The organism is Bacillus sp. SYZHCR11 (assembly GCF_057196865.1).
Map to the genome: position 1 here is coordinate 331,459 of NZ_JBXUND010000002.1, position 22,723 is coordinate 354,181.

The window sequence follows — 22,723 nt, forward strand, 5'->3', positions numbered from 1 at the left end:
CGGCCGCAAACCGGGGTTTGTTTTTTATCGGTCATTCACAAGGATATAAGCGGCTTTAACGGGTCCGTGGACGCCGACAACCAAATCCATTTCGATATCGGCCGAGTTGCTCGGTCCGGTAATATAGTTGATGCAGGAAGGAACGGTGACGCCGTCTCTGATCTGCTGTTTCAGTATATCGCTGGCCTGTGTCATTCTCGGCACAATGGAAGATTTCGGGATGATTGCGATATAGGTGGTCGGAAGCAGGCTGACGGAACGGCCGGCATGCTCTGACGCATACAAAACGACGGTGGCTGATTCCGCAAGCGTGATCTCGCTGAATGTGATGCCCACATTCGCTTGTTCCGCTTTTTCAATATTTTTCGCTCCTTGTTCCGCGTCCCATTCCCAAACGGGAATCCCTTCGTCCGGCCACTCTTCTGTCATAAGGGTCTGCAAGCCGTACATTTCAAACCGGCTGTCGTTCGGAATGATGACAGGCCCTCCTTCAAAGCGGTTCACCTGCGTGCGCAAAGCGTCGTAAAGCCCGGCTGCATCCGTTTCGATCAGTTCGGTATGAATGTTGACGCAGTGGTCTTTCAGCATCGTGACAAGATCGTCTTCCGTACAGTCCGCATGCGTTTGATATTGAGGCTGATACTTCCATTCAGGCAGGGACACGCCTGATTTCCTGCGCTCTCTGCCCAGACTTCCGGCGATCCGGTTTAGAAAGGATTCCTGATGTGTAACCGTCCCTTTCATCATCATTCTTCCCCCTTTTGTTTTTCCCGGTCTTTAAACCAATCTCTGAATCTCGCTTTATGCGGCGCCGGGAAGTCCCGTATTGCCGTCCATTCTTTTAACGGCCCCGGCCCTTTTGATATTTTGTCATCCTCCGTAAACGGCGTCATGGCGGCAGGCGCCCATTTCGATCCCAGTTTATAAAGGGACGGGGATGACGAGCCGAGCCCGAAGGCTTTCATCGCCAGTTTTTCGCTGATCGGCGCTTTGCCCTCTTTTTCCACAATGTTCTGCCGATGCTTGAGCAGCAGCTCGTGCAGCGGAATTTTAACCGGACACGCTTCCGTACAGGCCGCGCATAAGGAAGATGCGTACGGGAGCTCCTTGTATTCGTCATATCCGCCGAGAAGAGGCGATAAGACGGCGCCGATCGGACCCGAATAGATGGACCCGTACGAGTGTCCGCCGACATGCCGGTACACGGGACAGACGTTGATGCAGGCGGCGCAGCGGATACATTGCAGCACCGATTGGAATTCCGTGCCGAGTATGCGGGAACGCCCGTTATCCACAACCACGAGATGAAATTCCTCAGGCCCGTCAGCTTCTCCTTGCTGCCGGGGGCCCGTCAGCGCCGTAATGTAACTTGTAAGCCGCTGGCCGACCGCGCTTCTCGTCAGCATGCTGACAAGCACTTCAAACTCAGAAAATGAAGGAACGATCCGCTCCATTCCCATCACGGTGATCTGCGTCTTCGGCAGCGCTGACACAAGGCGGCCGTTTCCTTCGTTTGTCACGAGACTGACCGATCCGGTATCCGCGATTGCAAAGTTGCAGCCCGTGATGCCGACATCCGCTTCGAGAAATTTTTTCCGGAGAACGCTGCGCGCGTGCATGACGAGCTCTTCCGGTTTTTCCGTCTGTTTGTATTCGAGTCTCTCTTTAAACACGTCACGGATCTGCTCTTTGTTTTTGTGAAGAGCGGGAGCAACGATATGTGACGGCGGATCGTGATCGTCAATCTGGAGAATGTATTCGCCGAGATCCGTTTCTGTGACTTCACAGCCCTCTTCCTCAAGCACTTCGTTCATATTGATTTCTTCTGTCACCATGGATTTGGATTTTACGATTTTTTTGGCGTTTTTCTGCCGGATGACATCGCGGATATAGGAGGACGCTTCTTCCGCCGTTTCGGCGAAAAAGACATGCCCGCCTCTGTTGGCGACGTTTTCGGCGAGCTGTTCCAAATAGAAATCAAGATTGTCCAGCACATGCTGTCTGATTTCTTCCGCATGTGAACGCCAATCCTCCCAGTTTCCCAATTCCTCGGCCTCCTGAAGCCTCCTTATCCTGAGCCGTTCCTGCGCTCCGGAGACGGCTCCTCTCATAAACTCATTATCTATTCCTTCTGATACCCGCTCTTTAAAAGCGGCGGTACCGATTTTCATCGCCATGATTTTACCCCCTTGTTGTTTCTCGTCTTATCTGCTGTTCAGCACTTCTGCGATGTGCATGACTCTGACGTTTTTATCCTTACGGTCAAGACGCCCGCCGATATTCATCAGACATCCGCAATCCGCCCCGATCAGCACCTCGGCCTCCGTGTCTTCCACGCAGGCGACCTTTTCATCCACCATTTGTTCAGAGATTTGCGCCATTTTCACAGAAAATGTTCCTCCGAATCCGCAGCATTGGTGTTTTCCGGGAAGCGCGGTCAGCTCGAGCCCCTTGACATGGCGCAAAAGCTTCATCGGCTCCTCCGACACGCCGAGCAGCCTCGTCATGTGGCACGATGTATGGACTGTCGCTTTTTTATGCAGCACCGCCCCGACATCCTCCACCCCGAGAACGTTGACGATAAAATCCGTTAACTCATATGTTTTGTCCGCAAGCTGCTGCGCTTTTGCGGCCCACTTCGGATCGTCCTGAAACAGATGCGGATATTCACGGAACATCGTCGTACAGGAACCTGACGGGCTGACGACGTACTCCGCTTCTTCAAACGCGGCAATCATCCGCTTCATTGCTTTTTTCGCATCCGTCACATACCCGCTGTTGTATGCGGGCTGCCCGCAGCAAATCTGCCCCTCGGGAAAATCCACCTCACACCCGAGCCGTTCCAGCACCTCAACCGTCGCCTTTCCGACATTGGTCTGAAACATATCCACAAGGCACGTGACAAATAATGAGACTTTCATGATGAACCCCTCTTTCATCCTCAGTATGTGATCCGGTCATCTGATGACCTGTTTTTGGAAAGCTCTATAAATATCCTACACTATTCTGAATATGGATTGGAAGGTTTTTCTGAAAAATCCTTTCGCCCGATGCGCTGAAGGGTGCAAAAAAAGAGAAGCCTGAAAGCTTCCCATGCTCCTCTAGATCCCGTTTTTCAGCAGGTGTCCCAGTTTTTGCACACCCTCTTTTATCGCGGCTTTACCGGGAAAACTGAACGACAGGCGGAGATATTCGGCACCGTCTTCCTGATGCGGAAAAAAATATTTTCCGGGTACATAGGAAACGCCGTGAGACAGAGCCCTCGCCAGCAGTGCGGACGTATCAGCCCCCGGCGCTTTCACCCATACAAAGTAACCGCCTTCAGGTACGTGCCAGGATGCGGATTCCGGAAGATATCGCGCTGATGCGGCGAGCAAAACATCACGTTTGCTTCGATATGCTTCCCGCAAGGCGGCGAGCCGTTCTTCAATATTCGTTTGTTCCAGATAGACGGCGGTCACCGCTTGGGAAAACGGGTGGCCTAAGTCTTTTTTTAACCATGACAATGCCGTGATGAATGCGGCGTCTCCTGCAATCCAGCCGATCCTCATACCCGGGGCGATGACTTTTGATAATGAACCGGCGTACAGCACCCGGCCGTTTTGATCCATGGCTTTCAAGGGCGGCGGAATATCGGTGAATCCGAGCTCGCCGTATGCATCATCCTCCAAGATGAGAAAATCATACGTTTCGGCAAGCTGAAGCAGGCGGGTTCTCCGCTTCGCTGACATTACGGTTCCCGCAGGATTCTGAAAAGCGGGTGTCGTGTAGAGAAGACGGGGAAGCAGAAGCCCTTTTCGTTTTCTTTCCTCAAGCATGAAGGCTAATGTTTCTGTTTGCAGGCCCTCTTGATCTGTCGGAATGCTCATGATATGCGGTGTATAATTTTTAAAAATCTCGAGCGCTTCCATATAGACCGGTGCTTCAACGGCAGCGGCGGTTTGTTCATCGAGGAAAACCCGCGCAGCCAGATCTATCGCCTGACAGGCGCCTGACGTCACGATCAGCTCATCGTCCCGGCAGTGAATGCCGCGGATGGCTAACCGTTCTTGAATCTGCTTTTTGAAAACGGCCGTCCTCGGGCTTCCTATATAATGCAGCGGCAGATCGCGCTCCTCATCCAGAAGGCGGGAGACGGCTTCTTTCAGCTCCTTATCAGGAACGAGCGCGGGATCGGGATAGCCGGAATGCAGAGGGATGCACGCTTTCGGAACTGCCGGCATCCATTCCCCGGGAGGATCATTTGTCAGAGCTTTCTTTACATGGTCAGAAAAAAAAGATTCGGCCTGCATGTGATGTTATCCCCTTTCACAAGTCAGCTTCTATACATTTTCTTCAAAATAAGCCCCCAGCACTTCTTCCACATTCGTCAGGTGCGCCGTCATCGCGGCTTCCGCTTCATCCGCGTCTCCGGCGGCGACGGCGCTGTAAATGCGTTCATGCTCTTCATACAATCGCTGCACGCTCGTTCGTTTAGAAAACAGCCAAATTTTTCTCGTTTCTCTCATTGTTTCCAAAAGGAGCGCGGAGACATGATTCATGAGATGCTTAAGCAGCCCGTTTTGTGATGCTTCCGCCAGCGCCATGTGAAAGGAGAAATCTGCTTTTTCGCCCAATTCTTCGTCTCCGTCAATGTCTTTCATCTCCATGAGAGCTTGGCGGATTTTTTGCAAATCGTCTTCGGTGCGTTTTTCAGCGGCCATGGCGGCGACGCCGAGTTCAAGCAGCTTTCTGACTTCGAGCAGCTGTTTGACGTCCTCTTTTTTCATCAAGAGGGCGGAAGAAAGCGGCTGGGAAACATGAGACGGCTCAAATTCTCTTATGTATGTGCCTTCTCCCTGCTTCATGTCGACGAGCCCCATCGCTTTCAAAGCCGACAGCGCTTCTCTGACCGCCGAGCGGCTGACCTGAAAACTCTCGGAAAGCGCCTGAACGGAATCAAGCTTTTCACCCGGCTTAAGCTCGCCCGCTTTTATCTTCTCCAGCAATGCGTCAGCGACTTCTTCGTAGATTTTTTTCGTTTTAATTTGTTTATATTTCAACGCGATCACCCCGTCACTTGTGAATCTTGATGTTTATCGTCTATTATACTTCTTTTTTTGTGTTGCCGACAGGTTCAGACAATTTGTTCAAGAAAAGTATTGTACTTTCAAAACTTTCAAAATATAATGCTAATTAACCCGGTCATCAGATGACCTTATCATAAAAAGTAATCGTTTACATGACATAAGGAGGGGTTTTTTAGGGATGCAATGGACACAGGGGTACGCTCCTTTAGGGGGAAATTTGCTTTTATCGGCAGCTTGCGCGCTCGTGCCGATTATCTTCTTTTTTTGGGCGCTTGCGGTGAAACGGATGAAGGGGTACATAGCGGGGCTTTTAACGTTAGCCGTTTCACTTTTAATCGCGGTATTTGTTTACGGCATGCCGGCGGAAAAAGCGGTGATGTCCGCTTCTCAGGGAGCGGTGTACGGGCTGCTTCCGATCGGCTGGATTATCGTCACATCGGTCTTTCTGTATAAAATCACCGTGAAAACGGGACAGTTTGAGATTATCCGGAGTTCGGTGCTCTCAATTACAGATGACCGGCGTTTGCAGGCGCTGCTCATCGCCTTTTCATTCGGGGCATTTTTAGAAGGCGCCGCCGGTTTCGGCGCTCCCGTCGCGATCTCGGCCGCTTTGCTCGTCGGACTTGGTTTTCAGCCGCTGTATGCGGCGGGAATTTGCCTGATTGCCAATACGGCGCCCGTTGCCTTCGGCGCGATCGGCATTCCGATTACCGCCGTCGAAGGTCCGACCGGGATACCGGCAATGGAAATTTCCCAAATGGTCGGCCGGCAGCTTCCTTTTTTATCCGTCTTTATTCCGCTTTACTTAATCATTTTGATGAGCGGGTTTAAAAAGGCTTTTGAAGTATGGCCGGCCATTCTTGTTTCCGGCGTCTCCTTTGCGGCCGTGCAGTACGCAAGCTCGAATTTTTTAGGGCCTGAGCTTCCGGATGTGCTGTCGGCGCTTGTTTCCATGGCCGCGCTCGCTGTATTTTTGAAATTTTGGAAACCGAAAACGGCCTTTCGTTTCGCGGCAGAACGGGAATCAGCAGCGGCCGCTGACCGGGCGCCGATCAAGTACGGGGGCGCCGCGGTGTTTAAAGCGTGGTCTCCTTTCCTTCTTCTGACGGCCATGATATCCGTTTGGGGGATTCCCGGCGTGAAGGCTGCTTTAACCGGTCATTATGAAGGAACGTCAATGTGGCTTTCCTGGCTGAATGCAGCCGGGAAAGCATTGACCTTCACGCCTCCCGTCCCATTTGTAAATCAGCAGATTCTTCAGGCGGACGGCACGCCGATTGAAGCCGTGTACAAACTTGAGCTTTTCGGTTCAGCGGGAACGGCGATTCTGATTGCCGCCGTCATCTCCAAGTTCGCCCTCGGCATGTCGTGGAAGACGTGGGGCGAAGCGTTTATAGAAACGGTGAAAGAGTTAACGCTTCCGGTCGTGACCATTGTTTCTGTTGTCGGCTTTGCATATGTGACGAATGCTTCCGGCATGAGCACGACACTCGGTCTTGCGCTTGCCATGACGGGCGCGATGTTTACCTTTTTTTCGCCGGTGCTCGGCTGGCTCGGCGTATTTATTACCGGCTCTGATACATCGGCCAACCTATTGTTCGGCGGATTGCAAAAGGTGACGGCGCTATCTGTCGGGATGGACCCGGTTCTCTCCGTTGCCGCCAATTCATCAGGCGGTGTCACCGGAAAAATGATTTCTCCGCAATCCATTGCGGTTGCCTGCGCCGCTGTCGGTCTGGCGGGCAAGGAAGCCGACCTTTTCCGCTTTACGATTAAGCACAGTCTGTTTTTGCTTCTGCTCGTCTGTCTCATTACATTTTTACAGCATCATCTGTTTTCATGGATGATCCCGTAACACGGAGAACCTCCCCGGGGTTTGGCTCGGGGAGGTTTCAGCTGTACCGTTTTCTCGCCGATGACGGCGGAATATTTAATTGGTCACGGTATTTGGCGACGGTGCGCCTTGAGATTCGGATGTCATATTGTTCATGCAGCAGATCGGCAAGCTTTTGGTCTGAAAAAGGTTTCTTTTTATCTTCTTTACGGACCAATGCTTCCAGATGCGCTTTTACGGCATAATTGGAGGCGCCGCCGTCCCCCGATGATTCAGCTTTCGCCGAGAAAAATGTTTTCATTTCATACAGTCCGTACGGCGTCTGAACGTACTTCCCTTTGATGGCCCGGCTGATCGTTGATTCGTGGAGCTCCAGCGTTTCCGCCACCTCTCTTAGGGTCAGCGGCTGCATTCCGCTTTTTCCTGTGAGAAAAAAGGATTCCTGCCGTTCAGTCAGGACGCCGATAATTCTCGTGATCGTTTGTTTTCTTTGCGACAAAGCCCGGTTCAGCCAGCGCCATTCCTGATATTTTGCCGACAGATAATTTTTCGTGTCACGGCACCCGGCGGCTGACAGGAGCGGCTGATAATGGGCATGAAGCTGGATGTCAGGAAACGAACGGCTGTTGAGCCGCGCTTGAATGATGCCGTTTTTCACCGTGATGAAAATATCCGGTTCTACGTAAAAACCCGGCTCCTCATGCGCATAACGGAGCCCCGGCCTCGGATCAAGCGCGCTGATCATGTCAGCGATGTCCTGAATGTCTTTAAGCGGAATGCCCGTTTTCTGTGTAAGCGCTTTCCAATTCTTTCTTGCAAATAGCTCAAAATAGGCTTTGGCAATCCATTCCGCCTGTTCGTTCCGCTCGGGCAGACGGCGGAGCTGAAGAAGGATGCATTCCTGCAAAGACCGGGCGCCGATTCCCGCGGGCTCAAGGGATTGAAGCTTTTTCAGAACCGCTTCCGTCTCCTCTTGTGAAGCGGATACATGGTCGGCGGCGGCTGGTATGTCCTCTTTTAAATAACCGTTTGAATCCAATGAATGTATCAGATAATTGAAAATTTTTTTCTCATCATCGGACAGCTTCATGTCTAAGGCTTGCTGTTTGAGCGAATCCTGCAGCGTTTTGCGGGTAAGTCTGATCTGCTGGCTTCCGTCCCGTTCTTTCATCCTGTTTTTATTTGTTTTATGGTAAGATAGTGGCGGCGTGTCTGTTTCCTTTCGTTCAATCAGAGGGTTTTCCAGTGAGAGCTCATCAATATATCCGGCCAGTTCCGCGGAATTGTATCCGAGTAATGTGATGGCCTGTTTAAGCTCTTGCGTTAATTGAGGCTTTAACATTTGTGTTTGCTGAAGTTTGATATCCATCATGCTCACTCCCCTTTTTTCATTGTACATGATTGGTTTCATACCGTATATACTTATTAAAAGGAGTTGCTTTATAGATGTCAGAACTTTTTTCTGTTCCCTATTTTATTGAAAACTTTACACAGCACATTGAAATGAATCCGAATGAAGACCGAATTCATGCGATGAACAGCTATTACCGCTCCGTCGTCTCAACCCTTGTACAGGATCAGCTGACGAAAAACTCGGTTGTGCTCAAAAGAATTCAGCATTTGGATGAGGCGTACAACAAAGTAAAACGCGGAGAAACAAAATAAACCTTCCGCTCATTCAAAGCGGAAGGTTTTCCTTCGTGCCGGCGGTTTCACCGATCAGCCGGACGTCCGGCGCTTCGTGCGTCCAGGTGTAATAATAGTTCGCGTTTTTCCCGTATGAATTATCAATGACGGTATTCGGTTTCCCGAGAAGCGAGGACAGGATGTGGCCGTGGAGCCTTGACGTTTCCACCGATTCGTACCTGCTGAAAAACAGTACCGCTTTTTTCGTTAAGTAATCGGAATAGCGTTTCCAAAACCGCGCAATCGGCAGCGGGTTTCCTGCTTTTTTATTCAAAACATTCAGCGTTTGGAAAAAAGCGATTCCCCTGCGGTCGCTTGCTGACAGAACATCCTGCCAGTCACAGTTTTTAACGGAAGAATTGTTTTGCAGCTTCGGGTTGATTTCCCCATCCGTGCGGATAAAATAAAGCCTGCCGCGTGACGGAACCGCTGACGCCGCGATCGGATACAGCTGATGGGCCATATCAGGCATAAGCCCGATATGATTCGCCGAAAAAAAGCGTTTCGCAGTCTCGCATGACACATGATCTCTCGTAAACAGGTGGAGATCCTTGTGCTCCGCAAAAAGCGCCGATGTCTTTTGCAGCCGTGTCTCATCCTGATAATAAATCGATTGCGGCAGGATGACGATCCTGTTTTCCGGAAAGGATTTGACGATTTTTTCCCTGAACGTCTGATAGTACGGATAGAGATCCCCGAAATTTCCGCCACCCTGACAGACGATGATCGTCTTTTTGTCCGCCCGGCGCCCGAATGGAAAATTGTCGGGATTCCAGCGCTGTTTCACGCGGATGCCGTGCGCTTTAAAAAACGCCTCCGTCCCTTTCATAATCAATAAATCCCCTACATTTCCGTAGAGGGGATAGTCGGCATATATGATGTCGGATTGCGGCGGTATAACGCTGAGCAGACCCGTCAGCGTCTCTTTTAATCGGCTCATAACATGGCGGCTGTCCATGTTTTCTCCCCTTTCGTTTTAAACAGTTGCGCAAGTGCGTCAATGACACGCTGCTGCTCCTCAGAAGACAGGTCAGACCCGGACGGCAGACAAATCCCCCGGCTGAAAAGGTTCTCAGAGACACGCTCATGGTCGCTGTGAGGATAAAAGACGGAAGATGAGAAAAGCGGCTGCGTATGCAGCGGTTTCCACAGCGGCCGGGCCTCAATATTCTGTTCCGCAAGACAGGCGACGGCTTCTTCCGGCGTCACGCCGTTATCAAGCGTCAGAGCCGTCAGCCAGCGGTTTGAAACCGTTCCTTCAAGCTCCGGCATCATGCGGATGCCCGGATATGTTTCGAGCGCTTCCCGATACCGGTGAAAGATTTCTCTCCTCGCCCGGACGCGATCTTCAAGCACTTCCAGCTGCGATATACCCACGCCTGCGAGAATGTTGCTGAGCCTGTAGTTGTAACCGAGCTCGCTGTGCTGGTAATGAACGGCGGCATCTCTCGCCTGTGACGCAAGAAACCTCGCTTTTTCAATCGCGGCTTCATCGTCAGACACGAGCATGCCGCCTCCCGATGTTGTAATGATTTTGTTGCCGTTAAAGGAATAAATGCCGAAACGGCCGAACGTGCCGCTCCGCCTGCCTTTATATGTTGATCCTAAGGACTCGGCAGCGTCTTCAATCAGACAGACGCCGTATGCGTCACAAAGGCTCATTAATTCATCCATTTTCGCGCTTTGGCCGTAAAGATTGACGGCGATCACCGCTTTCGGGAGTCTGCCGCGCCGCTTTGCATCCCGGAGCGCCCGCTCAAGCGCAGCGGGCGACATATTCCACGTCTCCCATTCCGAATCAATAAAAACGGGCTCAGCCTGCTCATACACAATCGGATTCGCCGTGGCGACAAATGTAAAGGAAGGACAAAATACAACGTCTCCTTTTTTCACACCCGCAAGCCGCAGGGCAAGATGGATGGCGGCCGTTCCCGAGCTTACGGCCGCCGCGCTTTTCACTCCCGCATATTCCGCGAGCCGCGCTTCAAACGAATTGACGAGCGGACCGAGCGGGGCAATCCAATTGGTTCGGAAGGCTTCTGCGATGTATTCCTGTTCTTTTCCGCTCATATGAGGCGGAGACAAATAAATCCGTTTGTTTGTTTGCATGAAATCATCCTTTTTCATTATGGATAGGGGAGATGACGCGGGCCGGAACGCCGACCGCCGTCACATGGCCGGGAATTCTGCTGATGACCGCAGCCCCCGCGCCGATAACGGACCAAGGGCCGATGTCCATCTGCGGTATGACGGACGCGCCGATTCCGATGTGCGTTCCTTCCCCGACTTTCACTCCGCCGGCAAGCGCCGCGCGCGGTGAAAGATGGACGTAATCTCCGATTGCATTGTCGTGATCGGCAACCGCCCCCGTATTGATGATGCAATGGGCGCCGATGTCAGCGCCCGCCTGAATGACGGCGCCCGCCATCACAACCGTTCCGTGTCCGACGGAAGCCGTTTCACTGACGATCGCCCCGGGGTGAATGAGTGAAGCATAATCGGCATCTTCAATCCCAAGCGTTTCAGCGAACTGCTTTCTGACGCCGTTGCGGCCGATGCATATCGTGAACACGGCCTCGGGGACGAGTTTCCGAAGCATGTGCACGTCTTCCGTCCGGCCCGTATATAAACCGTTCCGAGCGGTAAAACCGCTGAATCCGTCGTCCAATATGCCCGCAAGCTCCATATCGGAACGGGCCTGCACGATTTCCGTCACGACTTTTCCGTGTCCGCCGTTTCCGATCAGCACGACCTTTTTCACGATGACATATCTCCGCTGCCTGTGAAGCGCTTTGCCGTCACATGGCCGGCTTGGTGTATGCCTTCTGACACGAGAACTTTTTTCACTGTTAAAAGCAGAATCTTTAAGTCGAGAAGAAAGGTGCGGTTGTCGACGTACCACACGTCGAGCTTGAATTTCTCCTCCCATGAAATCGCGTTTCTCCCATTGACCTGCGCCCAGCCCGTAATCCCCGGCTTCACCTCGTGCCGCCGCGCCTGCTCCGCCGTGTAAAGCGGCAGATAATCCATCAGCAAAGGGCGGGGGCCGACCAGACTGATATCGCCTTTGAGCACATTAAAAAGCTGGGGAAGCTCGTCGATGCTCAGTTTTCTGATCAGCCTTCCCGTTTTGGTCAGGCGCAGATGATCCGGAAGCAGCACACCGTTTTCATCACGCGCATCCGTCATCGTTCTGAGTTTATACAACGTAAACGGACGCCCGTTATGCCCCGGTCTCGTCTGTTTGAACAATACCGGAGACCCGATGGCGCATCTGACGGCTGCCATGGCGAAGAGAAGAATGACACTCGCGCCGCACAATAACAGCGTCGCGGCCGCTATATCAAATACACGTTTCACCTTCAAATCTGAACAGCTCCTTTCACTTTTCGGCATTTCTGTAAAGCAAGCCGCCTTTCTTCTTTCGTACAAATGAAGAAAAAAGCGAATGCGGCATAGCTTATGCATACGGCAAGCCCCGCGGCGATCAGACCGGCCCAGCTGTCAAGCGGTGAAAACAGCCGGATACCCCGGCAGACGGCCCAGGCAAATACGGCCGCCGCCAACGGGCCGAACATGCCTTTGTAAAACGCGGTTTTCTGAAAGCCGGTAATATGCGAAACATACAGCGGCGTGAAGACGGCATTTTTCAAAATGAGGGAGACAGCCCCGGCAATGGTGATGCCGTACAGCCCGAGATGTGCCGGTCCGCTGAGAACCACGGCCAATATGACATTCAGTCCGCCTAAACATAAAGTAACGACGGCGGGCGTTTTTTGTTTATTAAAAGCCGTCCATACGTAAAAAAGCGGCATGACAGAGAGACTGACCGCCAAATACGCGGCGTGAATATATAAAAGCGGCGCCGTCTGCACAAACGACGGGCCCAGCCAAATCGCCAGAAACGGTTCGGCAAGCCCTCCTAATAATGCGGCGGGAAGCGCGAGGAGAAGCCCGTTCATCCGCACGGCCTTATTGGCGTAAGACAGGAGACCTTCCATATCGCCTTTTGAATAATAGGAAGTCAAAACCGGCGCAAACAGTGAAGCAAGCGTCCCGGCAAGACTTCTGAGCAGAAGCGGGAATTGAATAATCGCCGCATAGACACCCGCTTCAGACGGCCCCAGCACGAGGTTGGCCGTCATGAGGTCAATCTGCAGAAACAGCAGCACGCCGATCTGGTTGACAGAACTCCAGGCACCGGCCGAAAACAGCACTTTGCTCGTCTGTAATGACAAAGTTTTACGGCTGAAAGAAAACCACGGAATCAATTTCTTAAAGAAGAAAAAAGTCAGCACAGCTGCACAGACGGCTCCCGCTAATGCCGAAAGCTGGATCTGCCAGATCTTCGGCGGCAGGCACGTAAACAGAGCGAGCACACACAGCACCCTGACCAGCATTTGCACGGCCTGAATGGAACTTGTGATATAAAGCTTGTTGGCAAAAAACGGCCCCGTCGCGAACCCCGCCATAAAAAACGTCAGCATAAACAGCACGCTGCCGATTACGATAGACAGCCTCACATCCGTTAAGAGCCCGGCCGGTACATTCATAATCCTGTCAATAAAAAAAGCAGTCCCGGCGAGCGGCACAGCGAGTAATAGAGATATCACGACAGACGCGGCTAAATAATTGCTTACATACGCATTGGCCTCGTCCCTGTTCCCCCTGTGGGCGGCGACGGAGAAAAACCTCACAACGACTGAGCTCAGCGCAACGGTAATAATAGAGAAATAGTTAATGATATTCTGTGTCAGATGGACAAACCCAAAAGCCTCAACACCTAATGTTTTCACAATAAAGGGCGTCATCCACACTGATAAAAACACCGATAGTAAAAACGCCGTCACATTGGCGCCGAAATTAATGGCAAATTTCATGCTCCTTCCGCACTGCCTTTCTCTTTCGATTTCCGTTCGAAAAACGCATGAAGAAGAAGAGGAAGGCGCATTTTGCACAGACCGAGCACCACGCGCTCCCCGGCCAGCAGCTGTTTATGGCGGCACGGCGTCCTGCGCACGGCCGTTTTTACCATGTCATACGTTAAGATTCTGCCGATATGCGCCGTAATCTGGTGTGACGGCTGCGGGGCGGCGCATGCGTTGGCGATCAGCATCGGAATCTGATGCTTGCACAAATATGTATCAATATCGCTCCGGCAGGCGTCCGTCAGCCCGTTTGCCTCATAAAAAGCCATTTTCGCTGCATATTGCTTTTGCAGTTCGTGATCTAAGCGGGGCTTAAACGGTGTTTCTGTAAGACTTTGCGGATTTTCCCGGTAGATATACAGCCCTTCGTCTATCACTTTGACACGCGCGGCTTGGCGGAACGCTGCCAAGTTAAACGGAGAGTCCTCGGCAAACCGGATATCTTCATGGAACAACAGCCCTTGCAATGCTTCTCGCCGGTATATATAGCGCCACACATACCAAATAAACCGATGTTCGTGCGCGCGGGTCAGCAATGCGGTCATTTCATCCGCTGTGAAGACGCGGCCCGGCGGAAGGGACGGCGGCATATACGTTCTTTTCTTAGACGGCGTTTCCTTATAATAACCGCAGCCGGCGATATCCAGCCGGTTCTTCTCCGCTTCTTCATAAAGCCGCTCGAACATTGTTTCCGTCACATAATCATCGCCGTCCGCAAAACCGATATAACAGCCGCGGGCGGCTTTTATTCCGGCATTGCGGGCCGAGCTGAGGCCGCCGTTTTCTTTATGAATCACCCGGACTCTCGCATCTTCTGCGGCGAATTGTTCAGCCATCCGGCCTGACTGATCCGGTGAACCGTCATTGACGAAAATGATTTCGATGTCTCTCAGCGTCTGTTTTGTTAAAGAAACCGCGCATTCTTTAATAAAAGGCTCTGTCTTATACATCGGCACGATCACGCTCACAAGCGGCGCGGTCATTGGGCATCACCGCTGATTTTCGAGCGCAGCCCGGCAAAATAAACACTTCGCAAAGAACCGCCTTCCTCATGCTTGCCGCTGAGCAGCCGATTTACGGCGGATGTTACGGCTTCAGGGTCGGGATGTTCAAGCAATGTCATGTTCGGTATGTTTTTCAGCCATTGATAGCCTTCCATCACCTTATGATCAAACGAACGAATGACGACACAAGGCGTTTTCGTCAGCGCACAAAAAATCATCCCGTGAAGCCTGTCAGTGACGACGGCTTCCGCGCCTTTCAGCGTATTCCAAAGCGCTTCCAGCTCCTTTTCGCGTGTATGGCGGCTGACCCTCCGGCCGACCGTCGTGGTAAAGGAATACAGCTCTCCGTACTCTTTGGCCAAAGCTTCTTTTACCATCGTTCTGTCCTCAGCCGTCAGCGCGCTCTCCTTATCCTCCCGTAAACAGAGGTAGATCCCTTCCCGCGCTATGCCCCGCTCGCTTTTATCCAAATATAAGACCATGTCAGGCTGTTTGAGCACTGTTTTTTCGGGAAAATGACGCTTCATCCATTGATACGTCGTCTCATCTCTCGCCATCAACAAAAGGTCGGGATGCGCATTGTACACTTTTCGGGCGCGCTTCAGTTCCTTCCGTCCCTTTTTTGATTCAGAAAAGTGAGCCGTCGCCGGAAGCTGAACGATCCGATATTGCCGGAATGTTTTTATGATAAAGCGGCGCGTCCATTCCTCATACCGGTACAAATCCCCCATATTCCCGCCGCCGATGATGAATACCATATCATCGGGGTGGCGCTTTTTGATCAGCGCTTTTGCCGATCTGTATATATCCTTCATATCCACCTCGACAATGTCAAAATCGGGATACTCCCGTTCAAGAAATTTTTTGCTTGCGTAGGCGATGGCGTGATCGCCGAGATTATCATGGGACGGGAGCAGCGTCAGAATGATCTTTTTTCTTGCCGCTGTAAGCCCCGCCCCATCCGCTCCCGTTCCGAAATGAAATTGGGACGGGTATTTGACCTTAAGCAAAAGCCATTCCGCGAGATTGATTTTTAAAGATTGTATCGACATGTCTTCACCCTCTGATTTTCATTTTGTACTCGATTGCCCGCTGATACGCGGCTGATGCCAGCGACACGAACGGAATCAGCTTCAGCTTCGCCAAAAGCAGAAGGCATGAGCGTTTGGCGTCAAACGGCGCCGTTCCCGTTTTGGAAAGGCTCATGCGGAATACGGGATCAGCGCATATCCGGCTGATATTCTTCCACTTCTCAGAAAACCGGCCGCCGTTATTCCGCTTCCATTCATTCAGCAGGCAGACTGTTCCGTGCTGAACGATGAAAAAATCCAGCTCCTGCCGGTATTCGTGTAAGCAGCCGTTTTCACGCAAAAAAGCCTCGTTCAGCCGATAGAGAACGAGACCTGAGTCAAACAGCTTTTTCTGATAGCTTTGCACAATGGAAGTCAAGTGAATCCGATAATGATAGAGCGGCTGATCCACGTATGAGACGGCACCTGCGAAAACATGCGCCCGGAGGCTGAAATACTGATCCTCCACGTGCTCCAGCTCATCACGAAGCGGAAAGCGCAGCTGATGATGCTCGATCATAGATCTTTTGTACAGCTTGTTCCATGAAAAACCGCTGACTCTTCCTTCAAATAAATCTTTCAGGTACCGTTGTTTCGGGCGGCCCTCGTACGCTGAAGCGATCGTTGAAACAGCGGTCTTCCCCGTATCCGCAAATTCAGCCGCATATTCGCAAATCACGAGATCAGCCTGGTCAGCCTTCGCTTTTTCATACATGCGCAGGCAATAATCAGGTTCAACCCAGTCGTCCGCATCAATAAAAGCGATAAATTCGCCGTGCGCCGCCTCGATGCCCTTGTTGCGGACCGCGCCGAGCCCCCGGTTTTGCTGATGAACGACCCTGATTCTCTCATCCCGCTTCTGATAGGTTTCAAGAATCGCCGGGCTTTGATCCGTTGACCCGTCATTAACGGCCACGATTTCGATATTGGCGAGCGACTGATTGAGCAATGAATCTAAGCACCTTTCTAAATAAGTTTCCGTATTATACACAGCAATTAATAAACTGACCGCGGGTGTTTCCATATAAACCTCCAGTGTCCATTACCGGGAAAAAATCGTTCTGTACGGAAGCACAGACGAATCGACCGGCATAAGCAAGTAACTGTAAAGAAAATAACAGACAATAATGGCGATATAAATCAGCGCATTTGATTTTTCATCAAAAATTCTCACAAAATAAGGGATCAGGATCATTTGGTACAGGCCGAAATATATATTAAACCGGGCGAAAATAACATCCTTTGTCGCCAAAAGACCGAAAAGCAGGCCGAGCAGACAGAAATTCACGATGACATCAATGTCAGGCCAGAGCTTCCGCAGCCGCTCCCGGTAGCAGAAAGCCAAAAACAGCGGCAGCAGCAGCACCGCGATTTTTACGACGTTCATCCCGTTCGTATTCGTCATCAGCCATTTCTCATAATGGCCGTACGAGCTGTTTTCCAGCACGACGACAAACAGCGAAATGAACTTCTGATACAGAAACGTCATAAGAAGAAACAATGCCGACAGTCCGAAAATCGCGGGCGACCAGGCTCTTTTTCTGACGAGAAAATAAACCGGAATCATAATCAGCGCTGAGGAATGAAAAAGCGAACACAGAAGCACGATTGACATATAACGCTTCCAGCTTCCGCTGATCACGTAGCGGACGGCCCAAAACAAAACGGCCGCCACCATATACTGCCTGATCCCGTTAAAGGAAGCGTAATAGTGATACGTGCCCAAAAACAAAAATACACTCAGCTCAAACGGACGGCCGAACTCAACGAGCCCCTTTAAAATAAAGCTGCATGTCACGACCGCCACGGTGAAATACATGATTTGCGGATCTTTCGTGATAAAATTCATGAGCCAGATGAGAGCCGTAAACCCCGGATCAACGGCTGCTTTTTTTGCTCCGAACCCGAAGATCTCCCAAATGCTGCCGTAATTTCCCGCCAGCTTGTACATCAGGGCGTACGTCTGAAAATCCGTCCCGACTCTGTAGCGCAAACCGGAGACCAATACCAGCGATAGCAGCGGAACGAGCATGACGAGCTGATTCGGCCGGTATCCGGTCGAAAGCGATTGATCACGCCCGCCGCACATTTTCGCGAACCATGACCAAATATAAACAATTCCCATATTGACTACATATACAATCATTCGTTACTGTTCCTTTTTCCAATTCATATTGTAAAGCTTCATAACAGCCCCCGCATTTTCTCCCGCGTCATATCCCAGCCGACTGAGGGTTTCTTTAATGCGCGCCCCGTCAGGCTTTGCCGCCTCTGCTGCCCGTAAAACCGCGGATGCCCATTGTCCCGGCGGTTCTTTGAGGCTGAGCCTTTTGACCAGCCCGAGCCCGGCATCGGCTTCTTCCGTTATGCCGTCTGATATCACGCACGGCACCCCGGAGGCCTGCGCTTCAACGAGCGTGACGGGCAGCCCTTCATAAAGAGACGGCATGACAAATACATCCAGCGTTTTCAGCAGATCATGAACGCGGTCTTCTATACCGATAAAACGCACATCATCATCAAGCCCCAGCTTCGCCGCCAGATTTTCCATATCGGTGCGAAGAGGACCGTCTCCGGCGAGAATCAGCTGTAAGCCGATGCCCCGCTCTTTCATATCAGCGGCCAGCCGGAGCAGAAATTCGTGGTTTTTTTCTTCTGTAAAGCGGCCGATATGGCCGATCACCAAACGGCCGTCTGCAATGCCCCGCTTCCTTTTTTCAGCTTCTGTGTCCGCGCACCCGCCGGCAAATAAGTCGAGATCAATGCCGTTCGGCAAAAGATGCACGTCTTTATCTTTCCCGAATAAGAAACGGCCCGCCTCTTTTCCGCAGGCGCACAGTGCCGTGGCGTTTGCCGTGATCAGCCGTCTGAAAACAAACAGCTGCATCCCGGCAAGCCGCGACGCCCGCCCCCGCCACGACGTACTGTGCGAATGGCAGATCCGCACCGGGACGCCGGCTAAACGAGCGGCAAGCGCGATAAATCCAGACTGAAAATCGGTATGGGCGTGCACGGCGGCAAACGGGCCTTTTTCCTGAATCACCCGCTTGACCTGTTTAACAAATGTAATCGGGTTTGTGCTGCCGATGCTCGGCACATAAAAAAGCCGTCCGCCGAGAGCGAGAATTTCCTCGTCATAAGCGCACGGATCGTTCCTATGGGTTAAAAAATCAAACTGCACCTTCGTTCTGTCCATCTTCCGGTACAAATTCATCATCATCGTTTCTGCGCCGCCCCTGTTCATCCCGCTGAAGATGTGCAGCACCCGCATCGGTTTGTCAGTCATGTTCGGCAAGCCCTTCTTTTTGGCGGATGTCCTTGTTTTTATGATAACGGTTCATGACCGCGGGCGGCGTAATGGCGCGGATGAGCGGTTTTGCGATATACGCGTAATGGGAAATCGGCAGCTTCAGCCGTCTGCATGCCTGAAAAACGAGCACCGCATTATCAATGGAATACGTAAACGATCTCCTTTTGAACGCATCACTGTCCTCTCTTACTTTATACAGCGTTTCCTGGAGATTGTACCCTCGGAAACCCGCTTCAAAAAAGCGCAGCCACAAATCGATATCCTCCATCCGCCGCGTCCGCCTGACTGACCGGTAGCCTCCAAGCGCTTTGTACGCTTCAGCCCGCATCATAATGGTGCCGTGGCAGAACGGTGTGCCTTTCGCCATAATTCCCGGTTTCGGCACGGGCGGCAAAAGCCGGGCGCCCCTGACGCCGAATTCATCAAATACGAGCATCCCCGTGCCCACGACTTGATAGTGGGCGTGCTTGTTTAAGAAAGCGGCCTGTTTTTCCAGTCTCCTCGGGTTGGAGATGTCATCACCGTCCTGCCTGGCGATATAATCCCCCGTTGCGTATGTCAGACAGCGGTTCAGCGAAGCGGCAAGCCGTTGATTCGTCTTATTTTGAATCAGCGTGATCCGGTCGCTGTAATGATCCGTGTAACGGCGCGCAATCTGATACGTTCCGTCAGTTGACGCGTCATCACACATAATCAGTTCCCAATTCTTATACGATTGGCTCAGGATGGATTCAATACTCTCCGCTAAAGTCTCTTCGCAATTATAAATTCCCATGATAACGGAAATTTTCGGTTGTGCTCCTGCATTCATACGCTTTTCTCCTTTTTATCCATATAACCGGCGTAAATGTGCGCCATTTCCTTTACCGTACGTGTTTCTGAAAAAAATTCCGCCGTCCTGCGCCCTTCTTGTCCCATTGCTTTTCGCAGACCCGGGGATCGGTACAGCTTTTCAATCCGATCGGCAAATGCCGCGCTGTCCCCTGCCGGCACGAGAAAACCGTTCACACCGTCTTCGATGATCTCACGGTGCCCCCTGTTGTCTGCGGCAACGGCGGGCTTTTCGGCAGCCATCCCCTCAAGCAGATTCATGCCGAGCCCTTCGCGGATGCTTGAGGCGACGGACAGATCGGCAAGCTGAATCAGCTCATGAATGTCACGGCAAAAACCGTAAAACCGCACAATGTCGGATACCCCGAGTGATTCAGCCTTTTTTCTGTACGGCTCTTCCATCGCGCCTTCTCCGGCAAATACGAGTTTCAGCTCCGGAATGCGGTTCTTCAGCAGTGCCGCAGCCTCAATGAGAAGTCCCTGGTTTTTATTGCCGTTTAATTCAGCGGGGTATATGAGGATAAATTCCCCGGCGCCGAAGCCGTGTTTTTCTCTCAGACGTTCACTCTCTGCCCGGCTCACAGGGCGAAACCTGTCTGTATTCACGCCGATGCCGTGTATTTTCTTCGCGCCGCAAGCTGTTTTTTTCATTTGCTTGGCCCGTTCGTAATCCTCTTCATTAATCGTAATCAAACAATCCGTGTAAGAAGAGAGAAATTTTTCGATCGGGTAATAAAGAAGCCAATTTTTCAGGGGCGCTCCATCGCAGAAGTGAAAGCCGTGCGCGGTGTACAGCACCTTTGTCCCTTTTTGGCGCGCTTGTCTCGCCGCAAGGCGTGCAAGCACGCCGCCGACCGGCGTATGACAGTGAATCATGTCGTAGCCGTTAGCCTGAATGAGCCGTTTCAGCCGCCTGTAAACAGAAAGATTTTCGGGATGAAACGGCGAGCGCCGGATCGGAATGGAAAACTTTTCATCAACGAATGGAAGATTCATATTGCCGCCTGCCGCGACGTGCACCTCCCAGCCCATATCCTGAAACCATTGAAAATACGGAAGATGAAAGGCTTTAAAATGATAATCGACAGTGGCGCAGAATAATACTTTTTTCGTCATCTTTCTGTCCTCCCATCACACACCTGCGGCCGCTTCTTCATGTACTGATTCGATCGCCTCAAACAGACGTTTTCTCAGCTCATCTTCAGGCAGACGGCTGAATTCCTCCATAAAACGGATGAGCACGGCCCAATCCCCGTCGATCGCTTTCCCGATATGGATTTTCGGAAAAATCTGTTCCGTATGTACTTCATTATGATTCAGCAGTTCTTCATACATCTTTTCTCCCGGGCGGATGCCGGAGAATTCAATAGGAATCTGTTCTGTCGTATAGCCTGATAAATGAATCAGGTTTTTTGCCAAGTCGACGATTTTGACGGGTTCTCCCATATCCAGAACGAAAATCTGCCGCCCTTTTGCAAGCGCCCCCGCCTGAATGACGAGTCTTGACGCTTCGGGGATCGTCATAAAATATCTTGTCATCGCCGGATGCGTGACGGTGACGGGTCCGCCTTTTTCAATCTGCTTTTTGAAAATCGGAATGACGCTGCCGCGGCTTCCGAGCACATTCCCGAAACGGACGGCGGCGAATTTGGTGTTGCTGACCTTTCCGAGGTTCATGATGACCATTTCCGCAAACCGCTTCGTCGCGCCCATGACATTGGCCGGATTGACCGCTTTGTCAGAAGAAATCAGCACGAATGTTTCCGTTCCGCACATATCGGCGGCTTCGGCGACATTTTTCGTGCCGATAATATTGTTTTTGACGGCTTCTTCCGGATTATGTTCCATTAACGGCACATGTTTATGGGCGGCCGCATGATAGACGACGTGCGGCTCGTATTTTTTCATCAACGTAAAGATTTTATCTCTGTCCTGAATATCGGCGATCTCCGCGTGAAAAAGCACCTCTTTGCCGAAGCGTGCGGACAGTTCGTTATGCACCGAATAAATGCTGTTCTCCCCGTGGCCGAGAAGGACGATTTCATGCGGAAGAAACGAGCTGATCTGGCGGCAGATTTCAGAACCGATAGAGCCGCCGGCGCCCGTGACCAGAATCGTTTTCCCTTTGATGCTGTCAGAAATTTTGCTCGTATCAAGGGTGACCGGCTTTCTGCCGAGGAGATCTTCGGCTTTCACATCCCTGATGTGTCCGGCAGCCTGCGTTCCGAGCAGGATCTCATCAAATTGCGGCATGATTTTAATATGAGCGCCCGTCTGTACACATTCTTTGTACAGCGTCTGGAGCTCATGGGTGCAAAGAGACGGAATGGCGATGATGATGTGGTGAATTCTCAGCCTCTGCACCGCCGGCATAATGCTTTCTTTTCCGCCGATGACGGGCAGGCCCATGATTTTGAGCTTATGCTTCGTCTGATCATCATCAATAAAAGCCACAGGCATGATTCCGAGATCATTTTTCTGCGTAAGCTGACGGACGAGCAGCGTTCCTCCCGCGCCTGCGCCGATGATCAGCGCCCGGGAAGAGTCATTTTGCTTCCTGCCGATCGTTTCTTTCAGCACGCGCGAAATCATCCGGCTTCCTCCGATGAACAATAGCTGAACCATCCAGCTGACGGCTAACAGCCGGAACAAAATCGTGTGGAACACCCCGTATTGGACGGCGGCTGTGACAGCTGCGGACAGCGTGATCCCCTTCAGCAGATCAAGCAGCTCGCCTATTCCCGTATACGTCCATACCTGCTTATACTGGTGAAACATAAAAGCGCATACATGATGGCTGATCAGCATGGTCACGGCGGTCAGCAGCAACGCTCCGGAGTCATAAAAGTGATAAGAATCCTCAAAAAATTGATATCCTATAACAACGGAAAGTAAAACGAGATACGTATCCAATGCAAAAATCATTGAAAGTCTTCTCCGGTAAGTCAATCTTTCCCCTCCTCATTTATCGGTTTAGCTGATACGGTTTTC

At 51.5% G+C, this 22,723-nt stretch carries 21 protein-coding genes; 2 read left to right on the forward strand and 19 right to left on the reverse strand.

Features of this window, described 5'->3' with window-relative positions:
• Window positions 1–24 precede the first annotated feature (24 nt).
• The 5 genes from AC2CGA_RS08340 to lutR all read right to left on the reverse strand — a co-directional run bounded on the left by AC2CGA_RS08340 (window position 25) and on the right by lutR (window position 5,042).
• Window positions 25–747, reverse strand: coding sequence for a LutC/YkgG family protein (locus tag AC2CGA_RS08340; protein ID WP_041481921.1), 723 nt, complete (start codon window positions 745–747; stop codon window positions 25–27).
• Entirely contained in the window at window positions 747–2,177 is a 1,431-nt protein-coding gene (locus tag AC2CGA_RS08345) for a LutB/LldF family L-lactate oxidation iron-sulfur protein (protein WP_139885386.1), read from the reverse strand. Before AC2CGA_RS08345 ends, AC2CGA_RS08340 begins: the two co-directional genes overlap by 1 nt.
• Window positions 2,178–2,204: 27 nt before the next feature.
• Window positions 2,205–2,921: a (Fe-S)-binding protein gene (locus AC2CGA_RS08350; RefSeq protein WP_007613889.1), complete on the reverse strand. Its 717-nt coding sequence runs from the start codon at window positions 2,919–2,921 to the stop codon at window positions 2,205–2,207.
• 180 nt (window positions 2,922–3,101) lie between these two features.
• Window positions 3,102–4,292 carry an aminotransferase-like domain-containing protein gene (locus AC2CGA_RS08355; RefSeq protein WP_103695164.1) on the reverse strand — a complete coding sequence of 397 codons (1,191 nt, stop codon included), beginning with the start codon at window positions 4,290–4,292 and terminating at the stop codon, window positions 3,102–3,104.
• Between the two features lie 30 nt (window positions 4,293–4,322).
• Entirely contained in the window at window positions 4,323–5,042 is a 720-nt protein-coding gene (gene lutR / locus AC2CGA_RS08360; RefSeq protein WP_024085825.1) for an L-lactate utilization/bacilysin biosynthesis transcriptional regulator LutR, read from the reverse strand.
• A gap of 205 nt (window positions 5,043–5,247) precedes the next feature.
• Here lutR and lutP point away from each other — a divergent pair, with 205 nt between their 5' ends.
• Entirely contained in the window at window positions 5,248–6,924 is a 1,677-nt protein-coding gene (lutP, locus tag AC2CGA_RS08365; RefSeq protein WP_014305865.1) for an L-lactate permease LutP, read from the forward strand.
• Between the two features lie 37 nt (window positions 6,925–6,961).
• Here lutP and rpoN read toward each other — a convergent pair whose 3' ends face one another.
• Window positions 6,962–8,272, reverse strand: a complete 1,311-nt coding sequence (rpoN, locus tag AC2CGA_RS08370) for an RNA polymerase factor sigma-54 (RefSeq protein ID WP_052587370.1) — start codon at window positions 8,270–8,272, stop codon at window positions 6,962–6,964.
• A 77-nt stretch (window positions 8,273–8,349) separates the two neighbouring features.
• Here rpoN and yvfG point away from each other — a divergent pair, with 77 nt between their 5' ends.
• Window positions 8,350–8,568 carry a protein YvfG gene (gene yvfG, locus AC2CGA_RS08375; protein ID WP_003151570.1) on the forward strand — a complete coding sequence of 73 codons (219 nt, stop codon included), beginning with the start codon at window positions 8,350–8,352 and terminating at the stop codon, window positions 8,566–8,568.
• A 13-nt stretch (window positions 8,569–8,581) separates the two neighbouring features.
• Here yvfG and AC2CGA_RS08380 read toward each other — a convergent pair whose 3' ends face one another.
• Genes AC2CGA_RS08380 through AC2CGA_RS08440 form a run of 13 tightly spaced genes read right to left on the reverse strand, consistent with a single transcriptional unit; the run spans window position 8,582 to window position 22,681 of the window.
• Window positions 8,582–9,547 (reverse strand): polysaccharide pyruvyl transferase family protein, encoded by a 966-nt coding sequence (locus AC2CGA_RS08380; RefSeq protein ID WP_349686216.1) that lies wholly within the window; start codon window positions 9,545–9,547, stop codon window positions 8,582–8,584.
• Window positions 9,526–10,698, reverse strand: a complete 1,173-nt coding sequence (locus tag AC2CGA_RS08385; protein WP_119891466.1) for a DegT/DnrJ/EryC1/StrS family aminotransferase — start codon at window positions 10,696–10,698, stop codon at window positions 9,526–9,528. The genes AC2CGA_RS08380 and AC2CGA_RS08385 overlap by 22 nt, the downstream gene beginning before the upstream one ends.
• Window positions 10,699–10,702: 4 nt before the next feature.
• Window positions 10,703–11,350, reverse strand: a complete 648-nt coding sequence (locus AC2CGA_RS08390) for an acetyltransferase (RefSeq protein ID WP_484480166.1) — start codon at window positions 11,348–11,350, stop codon at window positions 10,703–10,705.
• Window positions 11,347–11,955 (reverse strand): sugar transferase, encoded by a 609-nt coding sequence (locus AC2CGA_RS08395; RefSeq protein WP_015387678.1) that lies wholly within the window; start codon window positions 11,953–11,955, stop codon window positions 11,347–11,349. Before AC2CGA_RS08395 ends, AC2CGA_RS08390 begins: the two co-directional genes overlap by 4 nt.
• Window positions 11,952–13,469: an MATE family efflux transporter gene (locus AC2CGA_RS08400; protein ID WP_041481923.1), complete on the reverse strand. Its 1,518-nt coding sequence runs from the start codon at window positions 13,467–13,469 to the stop codon at window positions 11,952–11,954. The genes AC2CGA_RS08395 and AC2CGA_RS08400 overlap by 4 nt, the downstream gene beginning before the upstream one ends.
• Window positions 13,466–14,500, reverse strand: a complete 1,035-nt coding sequence (locus tag AC2CGA_RS08405; RefSeq protein ID WP_117614693.1) for a glycosyltransferase — start codon at window positions 14,498–14,500, stop codon at window positions 13,466–13,468. Before AC2CGA_RS08405 ends, AC2CGA_RS08400 begins: the two co-directional genes overlap by 4 nt.
• Window positions 14,497–15,573 (reverse strand): polysaccharide pyruvyl transferase family protein, encoded by a 1,077-nt coding sequence (locus AC2CGA_RS08410; RefSeq protein WP_484480167.1) that lies wholly within the window; start codon window positions 15,571–15,573, stop codon window positions 14,497–14,499. Before AC2CGA_RS08410 ends, AC2CGA_RS08405 begins: the two co-directional genes overlap by 4 nt.
• 4 nt (window positions 15,574–15,577) lie before the next feature.
• A complete protein-coding gene (locus AC2CGA_RS08415) occupies window positions 15,578–16,615 on the reverse strand; it encodes a glycosyltransferase family 2 protein (RefSeq protein WP_043867449.1) in 1,038 nt (345 codons plus the stop codon).
• An 18-nt stretch (window positions 16,616–16,633) separates the two neighbouring features.
• Entirely contained in the window at window positions 16,634–17,737 is a 1,104-nt protein-coding gene (gene epsG / locus AC2CGA_RS08420; RefSeq protein ID WP_014305874.1) for a biofilm exopolysaccharide biosynthesis protein EpsG, read from the reverse strand.
• A 3-nt stretch (window positions 17,738–17,740) separates the two neighbouring features.
• Window positions 17,741–18,877 (reverse strand): glycosyltransferase family 1 protein, encoded by a 1,137-nt coding sequence (locus tag AC2CGA_RS08425; protein ID WP_139885385.1) that lies wholly within the window; start codon window positions 18,875–18,877, stop codon window positions 17,741–17,743.
• The gene (epsE, locus tag AC2CGA_RS08430; RefSeq protein ID WP_139885384.1) at window positions 18,870–19,712 is read right to left on the reverse strand and encodes a glycosyltransferase EpsE; all 843 of its coding nucleotides are present in this window, start codon (window positions 19,710–19,712) and stop codon (window positions 18,870–18,872) included. Before epsE ends, AC2CGA_RS08425 begins: the two co-directional genes overlap by 8 nt.
• Window positions 19,709–20,848, reverse strand: a complete 1,140-nt coding sequence (locus AC2CGA_RS08435) for a glycosyltransferase family 4 protein (protein WP_079004906.1) — start codon at window positions 20,846–20,848, stop codon at window positions 19,709–19,711. The genes epsE and AC2CGA_RS08435 overlap by 4 nt, the downstream gene beginning before the upstream one ends.
• Window positions 20,849–20,863: 15 nt before the next feature.
• Entirely contained in the window at window positions 20,864–22,681 is a 1,818-nt protein-coding gene (locus tag AC2CGA_RS08440) for a polysaccharide biosynthesis protein (RefSeq protein ID WP_169539199.1), read from the reverse strand.
• Between the last annotated feature and the right edge of the window lie 42 nt (window positions 22,682–22,723).